This window comes from Pseudomonas reinekei, from assembly GCF_001945365.1.
GTDB classification, from domain to species: domain Bacteria; phylum Pseudomonadota; class Gammaproteobacteria; order Pseudomonadales; family Pseudomonadaceae; genus Aquipseudomonas; species Aquipseudomonas reinekei.
In genome coordinates this window covers 136113-158135 of sequence record NZ_MSTQ01000013.1, presented here as the reverse complement: position 1 = coordinate 158135, position 22023 = coordinate 136113, and the positions used below count along the sequence as shown (strand labels likewise).

The 22023-nt window shown below is 59.1% G+C and carries 16 protein-coding genes and 1 pseudogene; 8 read left to right on the top strand and 9 right to left on the bottom strand.

The genetic code is table 11. The features are described 5' to 3' along the window. Window positions 1-14 precede the first annotated feature (14 nt). The gene (locus BVK86_RS20695; RefSeq protein WP_075948177.1) at window positions 15-806 is read right to left on the bottom strand and encodes a crotonase/enoyl-CoA hydratase family protein; all 792 of its coding nucleotides are present in this window, start codon (window positions 804-806) and stop codon (window positions 15-17) included. A gap of 420 nt (window positions 807-1226) precedes the next feature. Here BVK86_RS20695 and BVK86_RS20690 point away from each other — a divergent pair, with 420 nt between their 5' ends. Beyond that, complete coding sequence (locus tag BVK86_RS20690; protein ID WP_075948176.1) at window positions 1227-2900, top strand: DEAD/DEAH box helicase; 1674 nt, start codon at window positions 1227-1229, stop codon at window positions 2898-2900. A gap of 76 nt (window positions 2901-2976) precedes the next feature. Here the strand turns inward: BVK86_RS20690 and BVK86_RS20685 are convergent, their stop codons facing one another. Next, window positions 2977-3744, bottom strand: coding sequence for a DODA-type extradiol aromatic ring-opening family dioxygenase (locus BVK86_RS20685; RefSeq protein ID WP_075948175.1), 768 nt, complete (start codon window positions 3742-3744; stop codon window positions 2977-2979). Window positions 3745-3847: 103 nt separating this feature from the next. On the opposite strand from BVK86_RS20685, the gene BVK86_RS20680 reads away from it, so the two are divergent. Then, complete coding sequence (locus BVK86_RS20680; protein WP_075948174.1) at window positions 3848-4504, top strand: thiopurine S-methyltransferase; 657 nt, start codon at window positions 3848-3850, stop codon at window positions 4502-4504. Between the two features lie 70 nt (window positions 4505-4574). Here the strand turns inward: BVK86_RS20680 and htpX are convergent, their stop codons facing one another. Then, window positions 4575-5465 carry a protease HtpX gene (gene htpX, locus BVK86_RS20675; protein ID WP_007973520.1) on the bottom strand — a complete coding sequence of 297 codons (891 nt, stop codon included), beginning with the start codon at window positions 5463-5465 and terminating at the stop codon, window positions 4575-4577. A gap of 318 nt (window positions 5466-5783) precedes the next feature. After that, a complete protein-coding gene (locus BVK86_RS20670) occupies window positions 5784-6995 on the bottom strand; it encodes a pyridoxal phosphate-dependent aminotransferase (protein WP_075948173.1) in 1212 nt (403 codons plus the stop codon). Window positions 6996-7220: 225 nt separating this feature from the next. On the opposite strand from BVK86_RS20670, the gene msrB reads away from it, so the two are divergent. From msrB to BVK86_RS20655, 3 genes are all read left to right on the top strand, one after another. Continuing rightward, window positions 7221-7616, top strand: a complete 396-nt coding sequence (gene msrB / locus BVK86_RS20665) for a peptide-methionine (R)-S-oxide reductase MsrB (protein ID WP_075948172.1) — start codon at window positions 7221-7223, stop codon at window positions 7614-7616. 180 nt (window positions 7617-7796) lie between these two features. Next, window positions 7797-8282 carry a glutathione peroxidase gene (locus tag BVK86_RS20660; RefSeq protein WP_075948171.1) on the top strand — a complete coding sequence of 162 codons (486 nt, stop codon included), beginning with the start codon at window positions 7797-7799 and terminating at the stop codon, window positions 8280-8282. After that, window positions 8279-8740: a MarR family winged helix-turn-helix transcriptional regulator gene (locus tag BVK86_RS20655; protein ID WP_075948170.1), complete on the top strand. Its 462-nt coding sequence runs from the start codon at window positions 8279-8281 to the stop codon at window positions 8738-8740. Before BVK86_RS20660 ends, BVK86_RS20655 begins: the two co-directional genes overlap by 4 nt. Here BVK86_RS20655 and BVK86_RS20650 read toward each other — a convergent pair. Further along, window positions 8724-11087 (bottom strand): hybrid sensor histidine kinase/response regulator, encoded by a 2364-nt coding sequence (locus BVK86_RS20650; protein WP_075948169.1) that lies wholly within the window; start codon window positions 11085-11087, stop codon window positions 8724-8726. The two genes, BVK86_RS20655 and BVK86_RS20650, sit on opposite strands and share 17 nt — an antisense overlap. A 123-nt stretch (window positions 11088-11210) precedes the next feature. Between BVK86_RS20650 and BVK86_RS20645 the strand changes: the two genes are divergently transcribed. Further along, on the top strand, window positions 11211-12101 hold the full coding sequence (locus BVK86_RS20645; RefSeq protein WP_075948168.1) for an ATP-binding protein: 891 nt from the start codon (window positions 11211-11213) through the stop codon (window positions 12099-12101). Continuing rightward, entirely contained in the window at window positions 12098-12580 is a 483-nt protein-coding gene (locus BVK86_RS20640) for a GAF domain-containing protein (RefSeq protein WP_075948167.1), read from the top strand. The genes BVK86_RS20645 and BVK86_RS20640 overlap by 4 nt, the downstream gene beginning before the upstream one ends. On the opposite strand, the gene BVK86_RS20635 is transcribed toward BVK86_RS20640, so the two are convergent. The 3 genes and pseudogenes from BVK86_RS20635 to BVK86_RS20625 all read right to left on the bottom strand — a co-directional run. Further along, window positions 12581-15526 (bottom strand): HD domain-containing phosphohydrolase, encoded by a 2946-nt coding sequence (locus BVK86_RS20635; RefSeq protein WP_075948166.1) that lies wholly within the window; start codon window positions 15524-15526, stop codon window positions 12581-12583. A gap of 48 nt (window positions 15527-15574) precedes the next feature. Beyond that, window positions 15575-19216: a transporter substrate-binding domain-containing protein gene (locus BVK86_RS20630; RefSeq protein WP_075948165.1), complete on the bottom strand. Its 3642-nt coding sequence runs from the start codon at window positions 19214-19216 to the stop codon at window positions 15575-15577. A gap of 8 nt (window positions 19217-19224) precedes the next feature. Further along, window positions 19225-19701: pseudogene (locus BVK86_RS20625) on the bottom strand (LuxR C-terminal-related transcriptional regulator); the annotation flags it as partial. A gap of 485 nt (window positions 19702-20186) precedes the next feature. Here BVK86_RS20625 and BVK86_RS20620 point away from each other — a divergent pair. Continuing rightward, window positions 20187-20843 (top strand): hypothetical protein, encoded by a 657-nt coding sequence (locus tag BVK86_RS20620; RefSeq protein ID WP_139315786.1) that lies wholly within the window; start codon window positions 20187-20189, stop codon window positions 20841-20843. Between the two features lie 66 nt (window positions 20844-20909). On the opposite strand, the gene BVK86_RS20615 is transcribed toward BVK86_RS20620, so the two are convergent. Further along, window positions 20910-21896 (bottom strand): hypothetical protein, encoded by a 987-nt coding sequence (locus BVK86_RS20615; RefSeq protein WP_075948161.1) that lies wholly within the window; start codon window positions 21894-21896, stop codon window positions 20910-20912. Window positions 21897-22023 lie beyond the last annotated feature (127 nt).

The window sequence follows — 22023 nt, the reverse complement described above, 5'->3', positions numbered from 1 at the left end:
GGCAAAAAGGGAAGTCAGCAGCCTTTAAAGATTCCCGGCCGCCGCTCCACCAGTGACCGCACCCCTTCCTGCGCATCCTCAGTGACCAGCAATTTCTTCACCAGCGCCGGCAAACCCTGCGCTGCCGCCGTTTCCCCTTCATAGCGCGCCTGCCGGGCCGACATCAGCGTTGCCTGAACCCCGAGCGGTGCCTGGCGGGCGATCCGCTCGGCCAACTCAATCGCCCGTGGCAGCAAGTCCTCGCTGGCCATGACTTCCTGGACCAGGCCCAGATGCAAGGCATCGCGGGCATCGAACTCGTCCCCCGTCAGCATCCAGCGCATTGCATTGCCCCAACCGGCCACCTGATGCAGGCGCAATGTGGCGCCGCCGAAGGGGAAGATCCCGCGCTGTACCTCCATTTGCGCGAAGCGCGTATTGCTGGCGCACAAGTTGATATCGGCGGCCAGCATCAACTCGATGCCGATGGTCAGGCAATAACCCTGGGCAGCGACAATCACCGGTTTGCTCACCCTGGGACCGGCGAACACACCCCACGGATCACAACCGCCGGGCGGTGCCTGCCAGCCTTCGGCCAGCGCTGCACTGGCACTCACCAGATCCAGGCCGGCGGTGAAATGCTCGCCATGGCCGAAGACCACCGCCACACGGGCATCGCTGTCGGCTTCGAACTCACCATAAGCCAGGCTCAGCTCGTTGAGCAGGTCGAGGTCGAAAGCATTGCGCTTGGCTACCCGATTCAGACCGATCAACAGGACATGGCCGCGCTTTTCACGGCTCACACGGCGGGTGTCGAGCTCTTTCATGGTGCATTTCCTCGGGCGGGAGAGGGTGTCAGACCGGCGGTCCGGGTCTTCAAGATGAACCGTGTTAGCGCCATCACCCGCAGGGCCGGGCCTTTGAAAAATAGACGCTCGCGCGATTATCCGCAAAGCCTGTGACAGAACGCCGTACGCGGGAGTTTTGCGATAAAAAAAGCTCCCTTTTTCGGCAAATTCCGGTATAGTGCGCGCCGGCCTTTAGCCGGGCCGCGTTTAGGTAGAGCAATTCCCCGAAGTCAGCTTCGGCTGCACGTCCGTACTGCGGACTCTCCCTTTACGATTCTTTTCATTCATTCGTTTTCGCAAATCCCCGCCGACAAAGCTGCCAGGGCGACTCTTGAGTCTCAACACGGCACGCGCAGCTTTGGAGCATGGGTCTTTGCGGATGCACTTAGAGGCAGACCCATGACCCAGGAAACCGGCGGCTTCGCCGCTTTTAATCTTAATCCGAATATTCTCGCAGCCGTCACCGCGACTGGCTACGAAGAGCCATCGGCTATTCAGCAGCAATCGATCCCGATCATCATGGCCGGTCACGACATGATTGGTCAGGCGCAAACCGGTACGGGTAAAACCGCAGCGTTCGCCCTGCCAATCCTGCATCGCATCGATCCTGCAAAGCGCGAGCCGCAAGCCCTGATCCTGGCACCAACTCGTGAGTTGGCGCTACAAGTTGCAACCGCTTTCGAAACCTACGCCAAGCAAATGCCGGGCGTAACTGTTGTGGCTGTCTACGGCGGCGCGCCGATGGGCCCACAATTGAAAGCAATCCGTAATGGCGCACAGATTGTTGTCGCCACTCCGGGCCGTCTGTGCGACCACCTGCGTCGTGACGAAAAAGTACTGGCGACCGTGAACCACCTGGTTCTCGACGAAGCCGACGAAATGCTCAAGCTGGGCTTCATGGACGACCTGGAAGTTATCTTCAAGGCGCTGCCAGCAACCCGTCAGACCGTATTGTTCTCGGCCACCTTGCCGCAGTCGATCCGTGCCATTGCCGAACGCCACCTGCGCGATCCGCAACACGTGAAGATCCAGACCAAGACCCAGACCGTTACCGCGATCGAACAGGCTCACCTGTTGGTTCACGCTGACCAGAAGACTTCCGCCGTTCTCAGCTTGCTGGAAGTGGAAGACTTCGACGCCCTGATCATGTTCGTGCGCACCAAGCAAGCGACCCTGGACCTGGCCAGTGCCCTGGAAGCCAAAGGCTACAAAGCCGCTGCGCTGAACGGTGACATCGCCCAGAACCAGCGTGAGCGCGTAATCGACTCCCTCAAGGATGGCCGTCTGGACATCGTTGTGGCGACCGACGTTGCTGCTCGTGGCCTGGACGTTCCGCGCATCACTCACGTTTTCAACGTTGACATGCCGTACGACCCGGAGTCCTACGTTCACCGTATCGGCCGTACCGGCCGTGCCGGTCGCGAAGGTCGTGCACTGCTGCTGGTGACGCCACGTGAGCGCCGCATGCTGCAAGTGATCGAGCGTGTAACCGGTCAGAAGGTTGCTGAAGTTCGCCTGCCGGACGCTCAAGCCGTTCTGGATGCGCGCATCAAGAAACTGACCAACAGCCTGTCGCCGCTGGTGGCTGATGCCGAATCGACCCACGGTGATCTGCTTGATCGCCTGACCGCCGACATCGGTTGCAGCCCGCGTGCCCTCGCCGCAGCCCTGCTGCGCAAGGCGACCAACGGTCAAGCGCTGAACCTGGCCGCTATCGAGAAAGAGCGTCCACTGGTGCCGAACAACGCACCGCGTGGCGATCGTCCAGAGCGTTCCGGTGACCGTCCTGAGCGTGGTGACCGTGAGCGTCGTGCTCCGATGCCACTGGGCGAAGGCCGTGCTCGTTGCCGTACCGCGCTGGGTGCGCGTGATGGTATCGCTGCCAAGAACCTGCTGGGCGCTATCCTCAACGAAGGTGGCCTGGCTCGCGAAGCAATCGGTCGCATCCAGGTGCGTGACAGCTTCAGCCTCGTCGAGCTGCCGGAAGATGGTCTGGAGAAGTTGCTGACCAAGCTGAAGGACACTCGCGTTGCCGGTAAGCAGTTGAAGCTGCGTCGCTATCGTGAAGATTGATCCGCCCTTGGGCTGATTGATCGAACATAAAAAATCCCCGACTGGTTCGGGGATTTTTTTTGCCTGCGCAAAAGCTTCAGCCGAAGCGATAGATGTCCATGCCCAGCGCACCCAGGGTAAACCCTTTGTGGGCAACGCTGAATTCGCCTCCGGCGCTGCGGGCAAAGTACAGCGGCAACAAGTGCTCGTCACTTGGGTGGTTGCGCACGGCATTCGGTGCCTGCGCCCGATAGTCATGCAGCGCGGCTTCGTCGTTGGCAGCCAGTTTTTCGATCATCCAGTCGCGGAACGCCTGGGCCCACGGCTCAACGCTTTCCGGACCGGCATGCCAGTTCAGTTCCCGCAGGTTGTGCGTGATGCTGCCGGAGCCGATCAGCAACACGCCGTGTTCGCGCAGGCTGGCCAGGGCATGGCCAACGCGGGTTTGCAGGGCCGGGCCGCCACGGGTGGGCAGGGACACCTGAACGACCGGGATGTCCGCCTGCGGATACATCAACGACAACGGTACCCAGACCCCATGGTCGAACGGGCGCTGAGGGTCAATGCGCGCGGGGAGGTCACTGGCCTTCAACAGCTCGACAACGTCTGCGGCCAACCGGGGATTGCCCGGCGCCGGGTACTGCACTTCGAACAGGGCTTTGGGGAAACCGCCGAAATCATGCCAGGTGTCAGGTTGCGGGTTGCCGCTGACCAGCAATTCGTTGCTTTCCCAATGCGCAGAAACAATCACGATGGCCTTTGGCTTCGGCATTTCCGCCGCCAGACGCACGAGAGCCGGCCCACTGGCACCAGGTTCCAGAGCCAGCATCGGGGAGCCATGGGATATGTACAGGCTGGGGAACATGTGTGAGCTCCTGGGGGGTAAGATGACGCCATCTTCAATCAGATCATTGATCTAAATCTAATATAAGTTTTAGGGTGTTTTGATCGAATTTTCGGGGTTATTTATGCAGCCGGAGTTTTGGCACAAGAAGTGGGCGTCGAATCAGATCGGCTTTCATCTGCCGCAGGTGAACCCCTATCTGCGACGGTTCTGGCCGGCGTTAGGTCTGGAAGAGGGCGCTCGTGTGCTGGTGCCCCTGTGTGGGAAGAGTCTGGATTTGTTGTGGCTTGCCCATCAAGGGCATGAGGTTCTGGGAGTCGAACTGTCGGAAAAGGCCGTGGAGGACTTCTTCAGCGAACACGGCTTTGATCCCGCAGTTAGCGAGCAGGGGCCATTCAAGGTTTACCGGGCGGGCTCGATTGAGCTGTGGTGCGGCGATTTCTTTGCACTGACTGCCGGTGATGTCGCTGATTGTTCTGCGCTCTATGACCGTGCCGCCTTGATCGCGCTGCCACCGGCTATGCGGGAGCAGTATGCCGACCATTTGAAGCGGATACTGCCGAAGGAATTTCAGGGGCTGCTGATTACGCTGGATTACGACCAGGCACAAATGTCTGGCCCGCCGTTTGCCGTGGTCGATGATGAGGTGCAGCGGTTGTTTGGGGCGTCATGGGCGCTGAAGATCCTGGAAGATCAGGATATTTTGAGCGAGAGTGGGAAGTTCATAGAGGCGGGTGTTACTCGACTAGAAGAGCGGGTTTATCGCCTGATGTGCCGTTAAAGGCAGAGGAGCTTCAAGGCAAAAAAAACGGGGCGATCAGATCGCCCCGTTTTTTGTGACCGCAGAACGATCAGCCCCGGCGACGAGCCAGTGCATCGATACGCTCTTCCAGCGGCGGGTGGCTCATGAACATGCGAGCGAACCCTTGTTTGATGCCACCGTTGATGCCGAAGGCGTTCAGGGTGTCAGGCATGTGAACCGGCAGGCCTTGTTCCGCACGCAGGCGTTGCAGGGCGCCGATCATCGCGGCAGTACCGGCCAGGTTTGCACCGGCTTCGTCTGCGCGGAATTCGCGTTTGCGCGAAAACCACATCACGATGGCGCTGGCCAGAATACCCAGGACCAGTTCGGCGAAGATGGTTGCCACGTAGTAGGCAATACCCTGGCCTTCTTCATTCTTGAAGATCACCTTGTCGACAAAGTTGCCGATGATCCGCGCAAAGAACATCACGAAGGTGTTCACCACGCCCTGAATCAGCGCCAGGGTGACCATGTCGCCGTTAGCCACGTGGCCGATTTCGTGGGCCAGAACGGCTTTCACTTCATCCGGCGAAAAGCGCTCGAGCAAGCCCTGGCTGACCGCGACCAGTGCGTCGTTCTTGTTCCAGCCGGTGGCGAAAGCGTTCGCCTCGTAGGCCGGGAAAATACCGACTTCGGGCATCTTGATCCCGGCTTCACGGGACAATTGCTCGACGGTTTGCAGCAGCCATTGCTCGTGACGCGTGCGTGGCTGGGTGATGATCTGGGTGCTGGTGCTCATCTTCGCCATCCACTTGGAGATGAACAGCGAGAACAGGGAACCGGCGAAACCAAAGACCGCACAGAAAATCAGCAGCTGATTGAGGTTGAGATCAACCCCGTTGGCCGCCATGAACCCGTTGAAGCCAAAAAGGCTCAGCGTGATGCTGGCAATCAGCACGACCGCCAGGTTAGTGGCCAAAAACAGCAGGATGCGCATCATGGTTGTAGAAATCTCCTTATGCTAAAGATGTAGCGTACTGCGGGGTATATAAGGTGCTGCACCGGGGTATTCAACCGGGTGACTATTTCAAACTGTGTCCTACGGTAAAAGCTTAGCTGCTTGCAGGGCATTTCCGACGTTTATGAAGGAAGCGTTTGTAGGCCGGCAAATCTGATTCACCCCGACGGCGTTGGGCCAGAGCAGGCAGTGTAGTGTCGGTGAGGGGTAGAGGCGCCAGCCTTCTACAGGGCGCAAACAAGTGTTGCTGAATGAATCACCGTGCGATGGGGCAAGCGCCGTCGCACGGTGACCTCCCGCTCACTGGCGATAGGATTTGAGGAAGTTGCCGATGCGGCCGATGGCCATTTCCAGGTCATCGACGCGGGGCAGGGTCACGACGCGGAAGTGGTCCGGCCATGGCCAGTTGAAGGCGGTGCCTTGAACCACCAGCAGCTTCTCGGAAAGCAGCAGGTCGAGGACGAATTTCTCGTCGTTGTGGATCGGGCAGACTTTCGGGTCGATGCGCGGGAATGCATACAGCGCGCCCATCGGCTTGACGCAACTGACGCCCGGGATGTCGTTGAGCAGTTCCCACGTGCGGTTGCGCTGCTCCAGCAGGCGTCCTGGCGGAAGCACCAGGTCGTTGATGCTCTGGTAGCCACCCAGCGCGGTCTGGATCGCGTGCTGGCTCGGCACGTTGGCACACAGGCGCATGTTGGCCAGCATGTCGATGCCTTCGATGTAGCTCTGGGCGTGATGTTTTGGCCCGGAAATGGCGATCCAGCCGGAGCGGAAACCGGCGACGCGATAGGACTTGGACAGACCGTTGAAGGTCAGGCACAGCAAGTCCGGCGCGAGGGAAGCGGTGCAGATGTGCACGGCATCGTCGTACAGGATCTTGTCGTAGATCTCGTCGGAGAACACCACCAGGTTGTGCTGGCGGGCCAGTTCCAGCATGCCCAGCAACACTTCCTTCGAATACACCGCACCGGTCGGGTTGTTCGGGTTGATGATCACCAGAGCCTTGGTGTTCGGGGTGATCTTGGCCTTGATGTCAGCCAGGTCCGGCCACCAGTTGGCTTGCTCGTCACACAGGTAGTGCACCGGGTTACCGCCGGACAGGCTCACGGCGGCAGTCCACAGTGGATAGTCCGGCGCCGGCACCAGCACTTCGTCGCCGTTGTTGAGCAAGGCCTGCATCGACATCACGATCAGCTCGGAAACGCCGTTGCCCAGGTAGATGTCTTCAATGCCGACGCCTTCCACCTGCTTTTGCTGGTAGTACTGCATCACCGCCTTGCGCGCGCTGAACAGGCCCTTGGAATCGCTGTAGCCCTGTGCGGTCGGCAGGTTGCGGATCACGTCCTGGAGGATTTCATCCGGCGCTTCGAAACCAAAGGGCGCCGGGTTGCCGATGTTCAGCTTGAGGATGCGATGGCCTTCCTCTTCCAGGCGTTTGGCGTGCTTGAGCACTGGGCCGCGAATGTCGTAGCAGACGTTGGCGAGCTTGTTCGATTTGCTGACCTGCATGGCGATGTGTTCCCGAAAATGAACGATCCAGGCGGCGTGTGAACAACCGTACTGGGAATCCTGCGTAATCACACAGGCCTGACGCCTTGGAGGCAGCACCCATAAATCTGTTTGAATGCGCGTGGTCTGGCTGCCAGACTGGCGTTTGACGAGGCGCAATCATACGTGCCGCCCGATCCGTGGAAAAGGTACAGATCGGGCTTTTTCAGCCGCCGAGGTGTGATGATGGAAAAGTTGGAAAAAACCCTGGAAGAATGGAAGGCCATGCTCGATCCGGAGCAGTACAACGTGTGCCGCCTCAAGGGCACGGAACGGCCGTTTTCCGGCAAGTACAACGACAGCAAGGTCGATGGTGTCTACCATTGCATCTGCTGCAACGAGCCGCTGTTCGATTCCAGAACCAAATTCGATTCCGGCTGCGGCTGGCCGAGTTTCTATGCGCCGATTGACGACAATGCCATGACCGAAATCCGCGATGTCAGCCACGGCATGATCCGCACCGAAGTGGTCTGCGCCAAATGCGATGCGCATTTGGGCCACGTGTTCCCTGATGGTCCAGCGCCGACCGGGCTGCGCTATTGCATCAACTCCGTGTGCCTGGATCTGGTGCCCCGCGTATAGGATGACCTCGATCCTCTGAAGGTACCGGCTTGCTGGCGATAGCGGTGGATATGACACACCGCGGCGCACCGATCGCCAGCAGGCCGGCTCCTACAGGAAGGGGGAGGGATTAATTAAATTGCACGCAATTCAATTGCTCGCTATGTTTGACTCATCTTCCTCAATCCTGAGCCCCTCATCATGAGCGACAATCTGCTGAACATCCCTTGCACCACCATCAAGGGCGAGCAAAAGACCCTGGCCGATTACGCCGGCAAAGCCGTGCTGGTGGTCAATACGGCCAGCAAATGCGGTTTCACTCCGCAGTACAAAGGCCTCGAAGAACTGTGGCAGACCTACAAGGATCAGGGCCTGGTGGTGTTGGGCTTTCCCTGCAATCAATTCGGCAAGCAAGAGCCGGGTAACGAAGGCGCGATCAGCGAGTTTTGCGAACTGAACTTCGGTGTCAGCTTCCCGCTGTTCAAAAAGATTGAAGTCAACGGCGCCGGTGCCCATCCGCTGTTCGTGCAGTTGAAAAAGCGCGCCCCGGGCGTGCTCGGCTCCCAAGGCATCAAGTGGAACTTCACCAAATTCCTGATCGGCAAGGACGGCCAGTTGGTCAAGCGCTTTGCGCCTGCCACCAAGCCGCAGGACCTTAGCCGCGAGATCGAAGCCCTGCTCAAATGAACACCCTGTCAGTCGATTCCCTGAATCTCGACAGTCAGCTCTGCTTCAAGCTGTATGCCGCCTCCCGCGCGGTGATCCGGGCCTACAAGCCGATGCTCGATCAATTGGGCCTGACCTACCCGCAATACCTGGCAATGCTGGTGTTGTGGGAGTGGCAGGAGACGCCCCCGGAGCAGCCGACCGTCAAGGCACTGGGCGAGCGCCTGGCGCTGGATTCCGGCACGCTGACGCCATTGCTCAAGCGCCTGGAGCAACTGCAACTGGTTCAGCGTCAACGTTCGGCAAGGGATGAGCGCGAGGTGCACCTGAGCCTGTCGACTGCCGGGACGGCATTGCGCGATCAAGTCGGGCCGCTCAAGGCCCGGTTGTTATGCGACAGCGGCGTGGACCTCGATCGCCTGAATGACCTGCGTGACGGTCTGGACCACCTCTTGGGGCAGATCAAGGCACTGTCGTAGCGGGTACCCACAAGTCCAGCAGCGCGGCCAGTTCTTCGCGGCGGAAGGGTTTGGCCAGGTAGTCGCTCATCCCCGCCGCCCGGCAGCGCTCGCGTTCCTCGGACATGGCGTTGGCAGTCAGGGCGACGATCGGCAACTGTGGCCAGCGTCCGCTGCGACGGATCTGCCGACTGGCTTCGTAACCATCCATCACCGGCATGTTGCAGTCCATCAGCACCAGATCGAATTCATCGCTCTCCAGCCGGTCCAGCGCCTCGGCACCGTGAGCCGCGACCGTGACGTCGCAGCCGAGTTTGCCGAGCATGCCCTTGGCCACCAACTGATTGACCGGGTTGTCCTCGACCAACAACACCCGCGCGCGGCGCTGCGGGCTGAGAACGTCGATGGGCGTGTCGCTGATGGTGCTGGTTTCCGGTTGCAGGATGCGGCGCAAGGTCTGATGCAATGCGTTGCGTGCCAGGGGCCGCGCCTGTTGCTGCAAAGGGGCGAGGGCGTTGGCTTGTTCGCTGGGCATGAAACTGCCGTAAGCGGTCACCAGCAGGATCGGCGCGGTCAAACTTGGGCGCAGGTTGAACAGGCACTCGGGGCAATCGGTGATCAGCACATCGGGGTGCAAACCGAACAAAGGCTCGTCAATGGAGCGTTGCTGATACTCCAGCCCCCAAACCGGCAACAGGCTGCTGAGCAATTCCGCCAGGCCGCTGCTCGCGGAGGTGATGGCGAGGACCTTGCCCTGCAACGGGGCTGGAACCAGGGCTCGGGTATGGCGGGGCAGTGGCAGTTCTGCGCAGAACTGACTGCCGAAACCGGCCTCCGAGCTGATGGTCAGGCGCCCTTGCATCGCTTCACAGAGGTTGTAGGTCAGCGCCAGCCCCAACCCGGTCCCGCCGAACTGCCGGGTTATGCCGGCACCGGCCTGGGTGAACGGCTGGAAAATCTTGACCTGGGCATCCTGAGGGATGCCGATGCCGGTGTCACAGACTTCAATCCGTACGCCATCGCCGGCGCTCGACAGGCGAACGTCGACCCGTCCGAAGCGGGTGAACTTAAGGGCGTTGGACAGCAAGTTACTGACGATTTGCCGGACCCGTGTCGGATCGCCGAGCACCAGCGCCGGGAAGTGTGGATCGATCAGGCACGTGAGCTCGACACTGGGTGCCGCGTTTTGCGACAACAGGTTGGCCGTGTCTTCGACCAACGCGCCAAGGTCGAACGGGATGTGTTCGAGTTCAAGCTGGCCGGCATCGAACTTTGACAGATCGAGAATATCGTTGAGCAATTCCACCAGCACTTTGCCCGAGTCGTGGGCGATGGACAGCTGTTGCTGTTGCTCGGCAGTCAATGGTCCGTCCAGCGATAGCGCGATCATGCCCAGCAGGCCATTGAGCGGCGTACGGATTTCGTGGCTCATGTTGGCCAGGAACACCGAGCGGGCTTCGGCCATGTCCAGCGCCGTGCTGCGGGCCAGCTCCAGCTCCTGATTGGATTGGCTGAGTCGGGCGTTGATTGCCTTGAGCTCCGCCGTGCGCGCCGAGACGATGTTTTCCAGCTGGCCGAGGTAATCGGTCAGGCGGTTTTCGGCATTGCGGCGTTGCTGGATTTCGGTGGTGACGTTTTCAAACTGCTGGTTGGCAACCTTCACCAGGACGCCGATTTCGTCATTGGCGTGCCCGGTTGGACATGCCAGCGGCGTTGGGTCGCCGCTACTCGGATCTCGATGACTGAGTTCATGGATAAGCCGCACCAACGGCTTGGTCAGCATCATATAGAACAGCGTCAGCAGAATGCCGGTCAGGATCAGGCTGCGGGCGAAGCCGTTGAGCAAGGTCACTTCGGCCCGACGCAGGAAGCGATAGCCGAACGAATAGGTGTCGACATCCAGTTGCAGGGTGCCAAGGGATTCGCTGGGCAGGTGGTCGAGATAGAGGCGGTCCTCGAACTGTCGCTCGGCACCGAACAGCAGGTCGCTGATCACGCGATAGCCGCTTTGCAGGCCGGGGCGCTTGACGTTGGCCAGCACGTTGCCGTTGTTGTCGATCAGCCGGGCGCCGATGATCGCCGGAGAACGCAACAGGCCCATGGTCAGTTCCTGGGCGAGTTCGGCGTCAATGTTGTAGGCGATGCGCGAGGCCGGGTTATGGCTGATTTCCAGCAAAGACAGTATTTCACGGTTGATGGAGGCGTCTTCACTGGCATAATCGATGCCTATTTGCAGCAGGCTGAGCAGCATGCCCAGAATGAAACCCACCAGCACGGTAAGCCGGGCTTGCTTGTAGGACAGCCGGTTGGTGAATTTGATATCCATGGGGTGTTGAACCACTTCCGTTTCCCTTCGCTGCTCAAGCATAGTCGATCATGCCTGTATACCGACGTTCTCGCGAGCCCTTGTACAGGATGGGAGTCGCTGATCGAACGCTATGTTTCATTGCTCTATCGCCATCATTACCGTGTACGTGCCCGAGGATAAGACGTGGACTCCCGATTGAATGCTTTTCTTGAACGCGCCGATGCCGTTCTGGCTCGAATCGAACCGTTGCTGCCTGCAGCCCGGTCAGCCATTGACTGGAGCCATTGCCTGGCCGCGCGCTGGCAGCGCGAGGGACGTAGCGGGTTCCTGTTGCCGCTGGAAGTCAGCCTCGACATGCGCCTGTCCGACCTGATCGGGGTTGACCGGCAATTGGAACAGCTGGGTCGCAACACCCGGCAGTTCCTCGATGGCATGCCAGCCAACCATGCCTTGCTCTGGGGTTCGCGCGGTACCGGCAAGTCGTCGCTGGTCCGTGCCTTGCTGGCCGAACATGCCCAGGGCGGATTGCGCCTGATCGAGATCGAGCGCGATCACCTGGCCGACTTGCCGAGAGTGGTCGAACAGATCGCCAAATTGCCACAACGTTTTGTGTTGTTCTGCGATGACTTGTCGTTCGAGTCGGGCGAGGGCGATTACCGCGTGCTCAAGAGCGTGCTCGACGGTTCGCTGGAACAAGCGCCGGACAACGTTTTGTTGTACGCCACTTCGAACCGTCGCCACCTGGTGCCGGAGAAAGAAAGCGACAACGAAAACTGGAAACGCGTCGACGGCGAACTGCACCCCAGCGAAGCGGTGGAGGACAAGATCGCGCTGTCGGACCGCTTCGGGCTGTGGCTGTCGTTTTACCCGTTCACCCAGGAACACTATCTCAACGTCGTCGAGCACTGGATCGGCCAACTGGCTGACAAGGCCGGCCTCAAGTGGCAACGGGACGAGGAACTGGACATCCTCGCGGTGCGCTGGGCCACAGGGCGCGGCAATCGCAATGGACGTTGCGCGTATCAATTTGCCCGCTATTGGGTCGGGCTCAAACTGTTGGAGCACAATGCATGATCGATTTACAAAAAAGCGGCCAGGGCCTCGAAGGCTACGGCATGCTGCACGCGCAGCTGGAATCGCTGCTGGCGGACGAGCGGGATTTCATCGCCAACGCCGCGCAATTTTCGGCGTTCCTGTTTAATCAGCTCGACGACCTGAACTGGGCTGGTTTTTACCTCAATCGCAACGAGGAACTGGTCCTGGGGCCGTTCCAGGGGCAGATCGCCTGTGTGCGCATCCCGTTCGGCCGTGGGGTATGCGGAACGGCGGCGGCGACCTTGCAGACGCAACGGGTCGAAGACGTGCATGCATTCCCCGGGCATATCGCCTGTGACAGTGCGTCAAACAGTGAACTGGTGGTGCCCCTGGTCAAGGATGGCCGACTGATCGGCGTGCTTGATCTCGACAGCCCGAAGCTGGCGCGATTCACTGCACAGGATCAGGCCGGAATCGAGCAACTGGCCGCTATTTTCCTGCACCTGACCGATTGCTGATCATGCCTTGAGGCCTGCCTTGATCAGCAGGCCCGACGGGTCCACCGCATCGATTTGTTGCGGATCGAGATAGCGCTCGGCGTAGAGCAGATAGATGCGCGCGTTGATGAATAGTCGGAACAGCTGCGGGTCTATGTGGGCGTCCCGGCACATGAAGGCCATGATGCCCAGTGCTTCGCTCAAGGATTTGGCTTTCTTGTAGGGGCGGTCGGCGGCGGTCAGTGCTTCGAAAATATCGGCAATCGCCATCATCCGCGCCGGCAGGCTCATCTCCTCGCGTTTCAGCCGTTTCGGGTAACCGGTGCCATCCATTTTTTCGTGATGACCACCGGCAATTTCCGGGACGTTGCGCAGGTGTTCGGGGAAGGGCAGGTGGTTGAGCATCAGGATCGTCTGCACCATGTGATGATTGATGATGTAGCGCTCCTCGTTCGTCAGGGTGCCGCGGCTAATGCTCAGGTTGTAGAGTTCGCCGCGGTTGTACTTGTAGGGCGGCACATCGAGCTTGAAGCCCCAGGGGTTGTCTGGTGCGATGAGTTCTGCGGCGGGGCGCTCGAACAGGTGCTCGGGTTTGTCGGCCAGCAGCGATTCAATGACTGGCAACGTCGCCGCCGGGGTGCGGGCCTGACGTCGATTCTCTTCCCATGAAACGCCCAGCCGGTCATCCAGGGTTCGTGTCCAGGTGCGCTGACCAATACTGCGCAGGCGTTGCAGATCGGCTTCGGCCATGGCTTCGCCACCGAGATTGCAGCGAGCGATGAACGCAAAGTCTTCATCGAGTTGCGCCAGTGCGGTATCACGCCGTGGCGCCAGCTGTTGCTCGTCGCCACCCTGGGCAATGCCTTGCCAGTAACTGATCCAGACGTCGCGCTTGAGCACTTCGACGCGGGTGCGGATCTCGTGGATGCGGTCGTTCAGCGTTTCCAGTTTCGTGGCTTTGTCGACGACGTATTCGGGGGTGGTGATCTTGCCGCAATCGTGCAGCCAGGCAGCGATGTGCAACGCCTCCCATTCATCGTCCGTGGGTTGGTAACCGACGAAATCCGGATCCTGACTGGCGGCAGCAGCCTGGGCGAGCATCAGCGTCAACGCTGGCACGCGCTGGCAATGGCCTCCGGTATAGGGACTCTTCGCATCAATCGCGCCAGCCAGCAGTTTGATGAACGCGTCCAGCAATTGTTTCTGCTTGGCTTGCAGACGCTGACTCTCGATACTCACCGCGGCCGCGCCGGATACCGCCTGCAAAAATGCGATGCGATCCGGGCGGAGTTTTTCCAGATCACGGCGATCGCCGCTATCGGCCAGCAAAAACACCAACAGGCCCACGGTTTCGTTATGACGATTGTGCAGGCGGATGCCGATCAGGTGCACTCGCGGGCAGGCCATCGCGAGCAGTACTTTCTGCAAATCACCTGCCTGTTCGAAACCGAGATTGATCACCACATTGTCGGCGCCTGTTAACTGCTGCAACCACGCGGGGCTCTGTGCATCCTGTAGCGAGTGCGCCTGGATGTCGAAGGACGACAGGGGCTGGGCGACATCGTGAATGACCAGGCCATGGGGCTCCATGCGGTCACCGTCACCCTCGCGCAGGTAAATCAGGCCCGCCTGGGCCTGGCCGATTTTTACCGTTTCAAACAACACTCGCTCCAGCAACGGCGCGAAGCGGGTCTCGGCGCTCAGGCTGTCGGTGATCTGGAAGAAGCTCGCCAGGGTGTCTTTCATGCGCGCCATCGACACGCTCAGTTGGTCGACCTCTAGCACCGGTGATCGGCGGGACAGCGGAAAGTTGAAATCGAAGCTGCGTATCGCATCGGCTTCCTGCACCAATGCACGTAGCGGTTTGACCAGGATTCTCGACGTCAGCCAGCCCAGCGGCAGGCACAGCAACAAGGTTGCCAGGGTTATCAGTGCGCCCTGCCAGCGCATACGGTAGGCGTCGACGAGCAATTCATCTTCTGGCACCAGCATCGCCAGTTGCAGACCTTGGGGACCGCCTTCCTGCATGCTGCTGCGGGCCACGATCCACTCGCGGCCGGCGGCATTCAGGCGATTGCCTTGCGGCGGGTTCTTGAGCAATGCGCCGAGGCTGGGGCTCAGGTCTGCAGCCTTGATCAGGCGTGCGGACTGATCGTCGATGATCAGTCGACTGCTGTGGGGATAAGCAACGGCGTTGCCCTGGGCGTCGAACAGCACGATTTCGGTGGCTGGCGTCACCACGTGCTTGGCCAGGGTTGCGCTGAGGGCGACCAGCGTCAGGTCGGCGCCCATCACCACATTTTCGCCACTGCGCCGAGCGAGCGTGGTGCCGACGTTATGGGTGGAGAAAAAGACGTAAGGTTCGGTGGTGATCTGATCGTTGTCGTGACTGGCGCTGGAAAACCAGGCGCGGCTTCGCGGATCGTAGTGATCGCCGGGGTGGTCTTGGCGACTGATCAGCATCAGGTTCTGATCGAAAAACAAAGACTGGGAATGAACCTGTCCGCTGGCGTTACGCTCGATGCTCCAAACCTGATAGGCCGCTGTGTCCGGCGCTTTGACCAGGGTTTTCAGCGGCTCGGTGCGCAACGGCCGAACCATGAAAAAGTCACCGTTGTCGTAGCCCAGGTACAGCGACGCGAGGTCGGGATTGTCCTTGAGTGACTGGCTGAAGGGTGGGAGCAAGGCCAGGCGCTGCTCCAGGTCTGGCGCCTGGACCGCAGGCGTGTGCACCAGCAGGCTCAGCAAGTGACGAATCGGTTCGTAGGTCGCGTGCAGGTCCAGGCGCACGTCCTGTTCGATTCGATTGAAAAGCTTCTCGCTGCTCGACAGGATGATCTGTGTGGTCTGTCGATAGTTGAAAATGCCCAGCACCACTCCGGTCAGCGAAAGCAGCAAGGTGAACATCACGCTGATATGCACGTGCAGGGGAAACCGACGTGGATCCGGGCGCAGTGGGTTGGGCATGCAGGTTTCTCCATGAGGGTTAACACACTGCTCAGCGTCCAAGCATAGTTAAGCCCCGGCCATCCTGCCTTGGTCCTTTTTGTCGATATGGCGTAGCAATGCCTGGTCCAGCTCAAGCATGGCGTGATCCAGGTCCGTGCAACGTTCGGCCACGATGCCGGGCTGAAATCTGTCGTTGCACGATGCTTCAAGCGCCTCGCAGCTGTCGATCAGTCTGCTGGCCTGGACGATTCGCGCGGCCCCTTTGATTTTGTGCGCAATGTCGAGAAAAGCCTGTGGGTCCGTTGACCCGGCCAGCGCCAATAAGGCCTGGCGGTCGAGCCGGTTGCTGTTGAGCAACTCGTCCAGCAATCGCTGATTGAGCAGCGGGTTTGCTCCGGTGAACTGTTGCAACGCTTGCATGCTGAAGGCGGGTACGACATGAGCAGGCGCCAGGCCTTTGACCCATTGGCTCAGCGCGGTCAGCGTCAGCGGTTTGAACAGGCAATCATCCATCCCGGCCTGTTTGCAGCGTTGCACTTCTTCCGGCTGTGCGTTGGCGGTAAAGCCCAGCACGGTGCAGGGCGGCAACTGCATGTGTTGTTCGTGCCGGCGAATGGCGCGCACCAGTTCGTAGCCATTCATGACCGGCATGTTGCAATCGGCGATCACCAGATCGAACCTGTCGCTTTTCCACGTTTCGAATCCTGCCTGACCGTCCTCTGCAACGCGGAAACGGTGGCCCAGAAACTCCAGTTGCTGGCACATGAGCAATCGATTGGCGGCGTGATCGTCGACCACAAGGACATGCAGCGGGGTGGCGGTGGTATCGAGCGGCGTTTCGGCTTTGCTCACCTGCGGCTCGCGCGGCAGCGTGGTCAGGCGTAGCGTCATTCGCACTTGAGTGCCGATCCCAGGCTGACTGCTCAATTGCAGGTCACCGCCCATCATTTCGCACAGACTGCGGCTAATCACCAGGCCCAGCCCGGCCCCCCCTCTGCCTGATTGCCCGGTGGCATCGGCCTGGGCGAAAGGCGCAAACAGGCGCTGCTGGTCGGCTTCACTGATCCCTATGCCGCTGTCTTCAACCCGTAAAATCATCTGCACCTGGTCGGGTTCGGTGCCGGGTTGCAAGCTGACAACAATTCTGACCTGGCCTTGCTCGGTAAATTTGATGGCGTTGCTGACCAGGTTGGACAGCACCTGTTTGAAGCGCAGCGGATCCAGCAGAACGTCGACTGTCGGATCAGCCGAGTCGAACTCCAGCAGCAGTTCCAGCGCTTTCTGCCGGGCGAGTCCGTCGAAGATTCGCACCACCGACGCCACGATCTCTTCGGGATTGACCCGTTCAGGGCTCAGGCTCAAATGCCCGGATTCGATGCGCGCAATGTCGAGTATGTCGCCGATCAACTCCAGCAGGTCTTTGGCCGAGTGGTACGCCACATCGATTGCCGGCCGATCGGGATGGTTGTGTTCGATACGCTTGAGGGTCAATTCGAGCATGCCGATCACCGCATTCATGGGCGTGCGGATCTCGTGGCTCATGGTGGCCAGGAATGTGCTCTTGGCCCGGTTGGCTTCATCGGCGCGCTCTTTCGCGCAACGCAAATCATCGAACAGTTGTCGCCGTTCGCTGATGTCGATCCAGCCACCGATGATGCCTTGCACTTCACCGCTGGAGTCACGGTACGGAAGAATCCAGTGATAGATCGTCAACCGGCGGCCGCCGATGTGCAGCGGCCGGTCCAGAATCAGCGGCGTGCCTTCGGTCACGACACGCCGGTAATCGGCCTGAAACTCCCGGGCTTCGAAGGCATTGCTCATGGTGCCCTGGATCACGCTTTTACCAATGACGTCTTCGCGTTTTGCGCTGAAGGCTTGCAGGTAACTGTCATTGCAGCTTTGCAGCAAGCCCTGACGGTCGCGCACATAGATCGGGTGAGGCGTGCCGTTGACCAGCGAGCGCATGAATTCGAACTGATCGTTCAGCGCTCGCTCGGCCGCCTTGCGCTGGTTGATCTGGCGCCGCATGTAAGCGTTCCATGTCACGGAAATCACCAGCAACACGCCGGCACCGATGACGATGTTGTAGAAGAGCCGGTGCAAGGTGCGCCAGGTGTTTTGCGTGGACTCCGAGTAGCCCCGCCAGCGACTGTTGATGATGCCCAGTTCTTCCGGGGCGATGCTCAGCAATGCTTTGTTGAGAATGTCGTTGAGTTCCTTGGCCTCCCGACCGGTCGCCAGAGAGAAGGCTGCCTGCTCGGTGCCGATGGTGGTGCTGATCTGCAGCGAGTGCTCGAACAGGCGAGAAGAAATGAAATAGTTGGCAATCACCAACGAATTGACCGCACCTTCGGCCAAACCTTCGGCCAGCATTTCTACGGCGCTGAATGTGTCCGGGGTTTCGATGAGTTTTATCTTTGGAAACTCTGTGCGCAGATACGCCATCAGCGGGTTGCCTTGGGCGATAGCCAGGCGTTTTCCTTGCAGCTGCTCAAGATTGACCGGGCTGTCCGCTGCCCTGCGCGTCAGCAGGACATAGGAATTTTGCAGATAGGGGCGGCTGAAGTGGAGCAGGGTGTCCCGTTGCGCGCTCGGGAGCAGGGCGGCAATCAGGTCAGCCTGGTTGTTCTTGATTCGCTGGATCATGTCGGCGTCGCTGCGACTGCGCTGGATGTCGAAGCGCAAGCCGGTACGCAGGCGGATCAGTTCCAGTAAATCCGCGGCGACACCACGGAAGTTGCCGGCGCTGTCGAAAAACGTCAGGGGCGCGAACGCTTCATTGACCACCACGCGTACCACGGGGTGTTGAGCTAGCCAGCGTTCCTCACTGTAACTGAGCTCCAGTTGGTGATCGGTGAGTAAAATGTCGCTGCCGGCACTCCAGCGTTTGGCGATGTTTTCCCGAACGCTGATGGGGATCGCCAGCAGCATGGCATTGATGATGCCGAGCAGTTGTGGATTTTTTTTGTTCACTGCGAAACTGAAACCGTGGGCTTCGTGCTTGCCGAAGTTGGCCATGCGGATGTTGTTGAGGTAGCCCTTGTTGATCATGTAATGGGTGGAAATGGTATCGCCAAGAAACACATCGGCCTGGTCAAAGGCCACTGCGTTGATCGCATTCTGATAGGACGGATAGGAGGTGATGATGGCCTTCGGGTACAGCGCCTTGACCTCCTCCAGCGGCAAATAGTGATAAACCATGCTCAAGCGCATGCCGGCGAGGCCATCGGTTAACGACCTGGTTTCACCTTCACGCGTCACCAGCACCGGTTGATCTACGGCATAGGGCGCGGAAAGGACGATCTTCGCGTTGTGGGCCTCAAAACCGTTGGCTGTCCCGAGAAGGTCGACCTCGCCATTCTCCAGCGCTTCGATGGCCGCCCCCCGCGATGCGAAGCGCTGGACCCTGACCGGCAAACCGATGGTAGCGCCGAGGATGCCGGCGTAATCGGCAGTGAAACCTTCATAGTCCTTACCACTGAGTGTCAGGTCGAAGGGTGGATAATCCGGTGCCGATGTACCCAGAACCAGCTCGCGCTTGTCCTTGAGCCATTGCCGTTGTGCGGCGTCGAGGCGGATGTCCAGGTGCCCGGCCGTGGAGCGACTCAGCAGGGCGAAGTTTTCACTGCTCGGTGCCGCGAACAATGAAGTGCTCAGGCACAGGCTTGCGATCATCAGTATCAGATAGTCCGTCAGGCGGCTGCGCATCGTCGTCCTCACACCAATGCGTTGCGCTTGGCCATTTCGATGAGCTCGACCAGGGATTTGGCTTTGAGCTTTTGCATCAGGCGTTTCTTGTAGGTGCTGACAGTCTTGTTGCTCAGGAACATGCCTTTGGCAATTTCCTTGTTGGTACGACCTTGTGCAAAAAGTTGCAGCACCATCAACTCCCGGTCGTTGACTGATTTGAATAGCTCCAGTTCGGCCCAACGAACGTCATCACCTCGTACAGGGTTCAACGCTTCGCTCGGAAAATAGTTGTAACCCGACAACACGGCTTTTATTGCGCTGACCAACTCACTGAGCTCTTCCTGTTTGCACACATAGCCCGAGGCACCGGATTGCATGCAGCGAATACCAAAAAGTGTCGGGCATTGCGCCGTTAATACCAATGTTTTCAGCGGGGTGCTCATGGCGTTGAAACGGGCGAGCACTTCCAGTCCATCAAGTTTGGGAATACTGATATCGAGAATTTTCTAGACATACAGGCTTTTGGTGTCAAAGCCCTTAGGCTTTGACTGGCTCTGGCTCTGGCTCTGGCTCTGGCTCTGGCTCTGGCTCTGGCTCTGGCTCTGGCTCTGGCTCTGGCTCCTGCATCTAAAAGCTTCAGAGCCTGCGTTTGACTGGGAATGCTCTGGGCTTGAACTTTCTGACATCCCCCAATCTATGGCAAACCCCGCAAGTTTTCTTCACCAAGGCTGGGGCGTCGTTGCCGACTCGCTCAGCTCGCCATCACTGCAGATGTTGTTCAAGTGCCGTTGCCCCAGAAAGCGCGAGCCTTCTCATGGCCGGCATAAGTACGTGAAGCCTGAAAGATGGCATCGTCCGCCTGGCGCGGCTTATGCTCATCCATGTTTGGCGATGCCCCCACCACCTAAGAGCCCCAACGCGGGGCGAGCATTCTAAAGCCTCTGGGGGTGGATTTTACCCAGCCTATGCCATGTAATGGCCACTACTTTTGTATGTCGTCATCGTTTCCAAGAAGGAGCTTGTTTTGGTTGATGCTGCGGTTGTTGAACGCGTTCTCTGCGTAGTTGATAGATGTCTCAAGGGACAGTTTCCCGACGATTACTACAAGCGATGCCTGTACGCATCCTTTGGTGTGCACAGTCTCCTTCGAGCCTTGGGGCATAGCCCTGCGGTAGTGGGCGGAAATTTCTTAGCCTTTGTCGTCTCGCGGGATCAGCGCCAGGCCTCCATGCAAGGGTATGCATCCGAGTCCGGCGAACACTCACACTATTGGGTTGAGCTCGATGGCTCGATCATTGACCTGGGCACTTACTACTTGCCAGTCGGTTCAAGCTTCCTGTCCTCTGAAATGCCGGTGCTTTTCTGGGACACGGGGTACCGCATGCCTAAAGGGCTGAAATACGTTCCTGAAGCTCGCTATGCATCGCCCGAGGTAGCTCATCTCGAACCGCATATCATCGAAAAGATGGTGCCGTTCCTGGCAGCCTGCCACGCCCGGATGGGTCAGCCTCCAGTCAAACCGAAAATTGGGAAGTGGCTGGTAACAACCCCTTCATCTATTCAAAGGGCAGCGAGTAAGGGCGATCTGTGGGCACGCGCTGTGATTCGATATGAAACCATGCCGGCTGAACGCCTTCCTATCTGACGCGAGCCCCCTCCCAGCAGGCTCCCTTGGCGGTACCTGCCTGGCTCTCTCAAGCCCGATGAACACTCAGAAAGGCAGTGTCTCGTCGAACGGATCGTGCGGCTTCTTCGGCACTTGGGGGGCGGTTAGAGGGGACACGACGAAGAGGTTGACGATGTCCTCTCTGTCCATGAAAAGGATCTGGCTGCGCTTGGACTGGTCGAGCTTGTTGCCGATCCAGTTGCGAGCCGCTTTGGTGATCTCGCCACCAGCAACGATGAAGGCGTGATCGACGAGTACTCGCCTGTTGAGCTCGGAATCGAAGATTTCATGGCCCAGCATCATCAGCACCTGATTGTGGATCTCCGCAACATTTGCCTGGCCGCCCTTGGTCACACCTGACGCATCCAGTTTGCCTTTCTTCACCTGAATCCCGAAATACAAGACATGCTGGGTGGGGAGGACGAACTTCATCCAGATGTCTTTCCCGTACTCCAAGGCCTTGTCTTTGTGGCCTGCTGAGGTAATCCGAGCGAAGCCAAGCTGACGGAACAATGGGAGCAGGACAACCTCAATCAGCTCATCTTCAGAGCACTGGTCAAGGTACTCAACTAGACGGATTTTTTTCTCGGTTTCTGCTCCCGTGAGAGGGCGGTGGGGGCTGGCTGATACGCTTGCAACTGCGCCAGTGCCGATATGCCTGAGGTAGCACTGGTCGTCATCACCGTAAAACGCCTCAAACCCTTCGCGCTTGATCGCTCCGTTCAGGGTCTTGAGCGCCAATAGCCGGGGGGTGTTTTCGTTAAAGGCATCCTCGCTGTCCATGAGCACGTGAATCACCCGAAGCATGGCATCCGAGGGCATCTGAGCATTGGCCGAGGGGAAGTCGAGGATCTTCTGCAGCACGTCTGCAACCCAGAATCGACGCGTGGTGCCGTCATGGACGAAATCGGTGTCGGCATCCCTGAAGAACCGTGTCAGCCTAGGGCCGCTGAGGTACTGAAAATATCCCTCAGTGTTCTCGCCACAGATCATGTCTGCGAGCTGCTCCAAGGTTCGTGCTTTCCATTTCATCCTTAGTTCCACCTAGCCAACCAACGAGTATCGAACGACGCGCTCCAGGATTAAGAGGCCGCAGGCCATCTCTGCCGTACTGATCGAGCTGTGCTTTAGAATGGGGTCATGATACGCCATCGCGGGT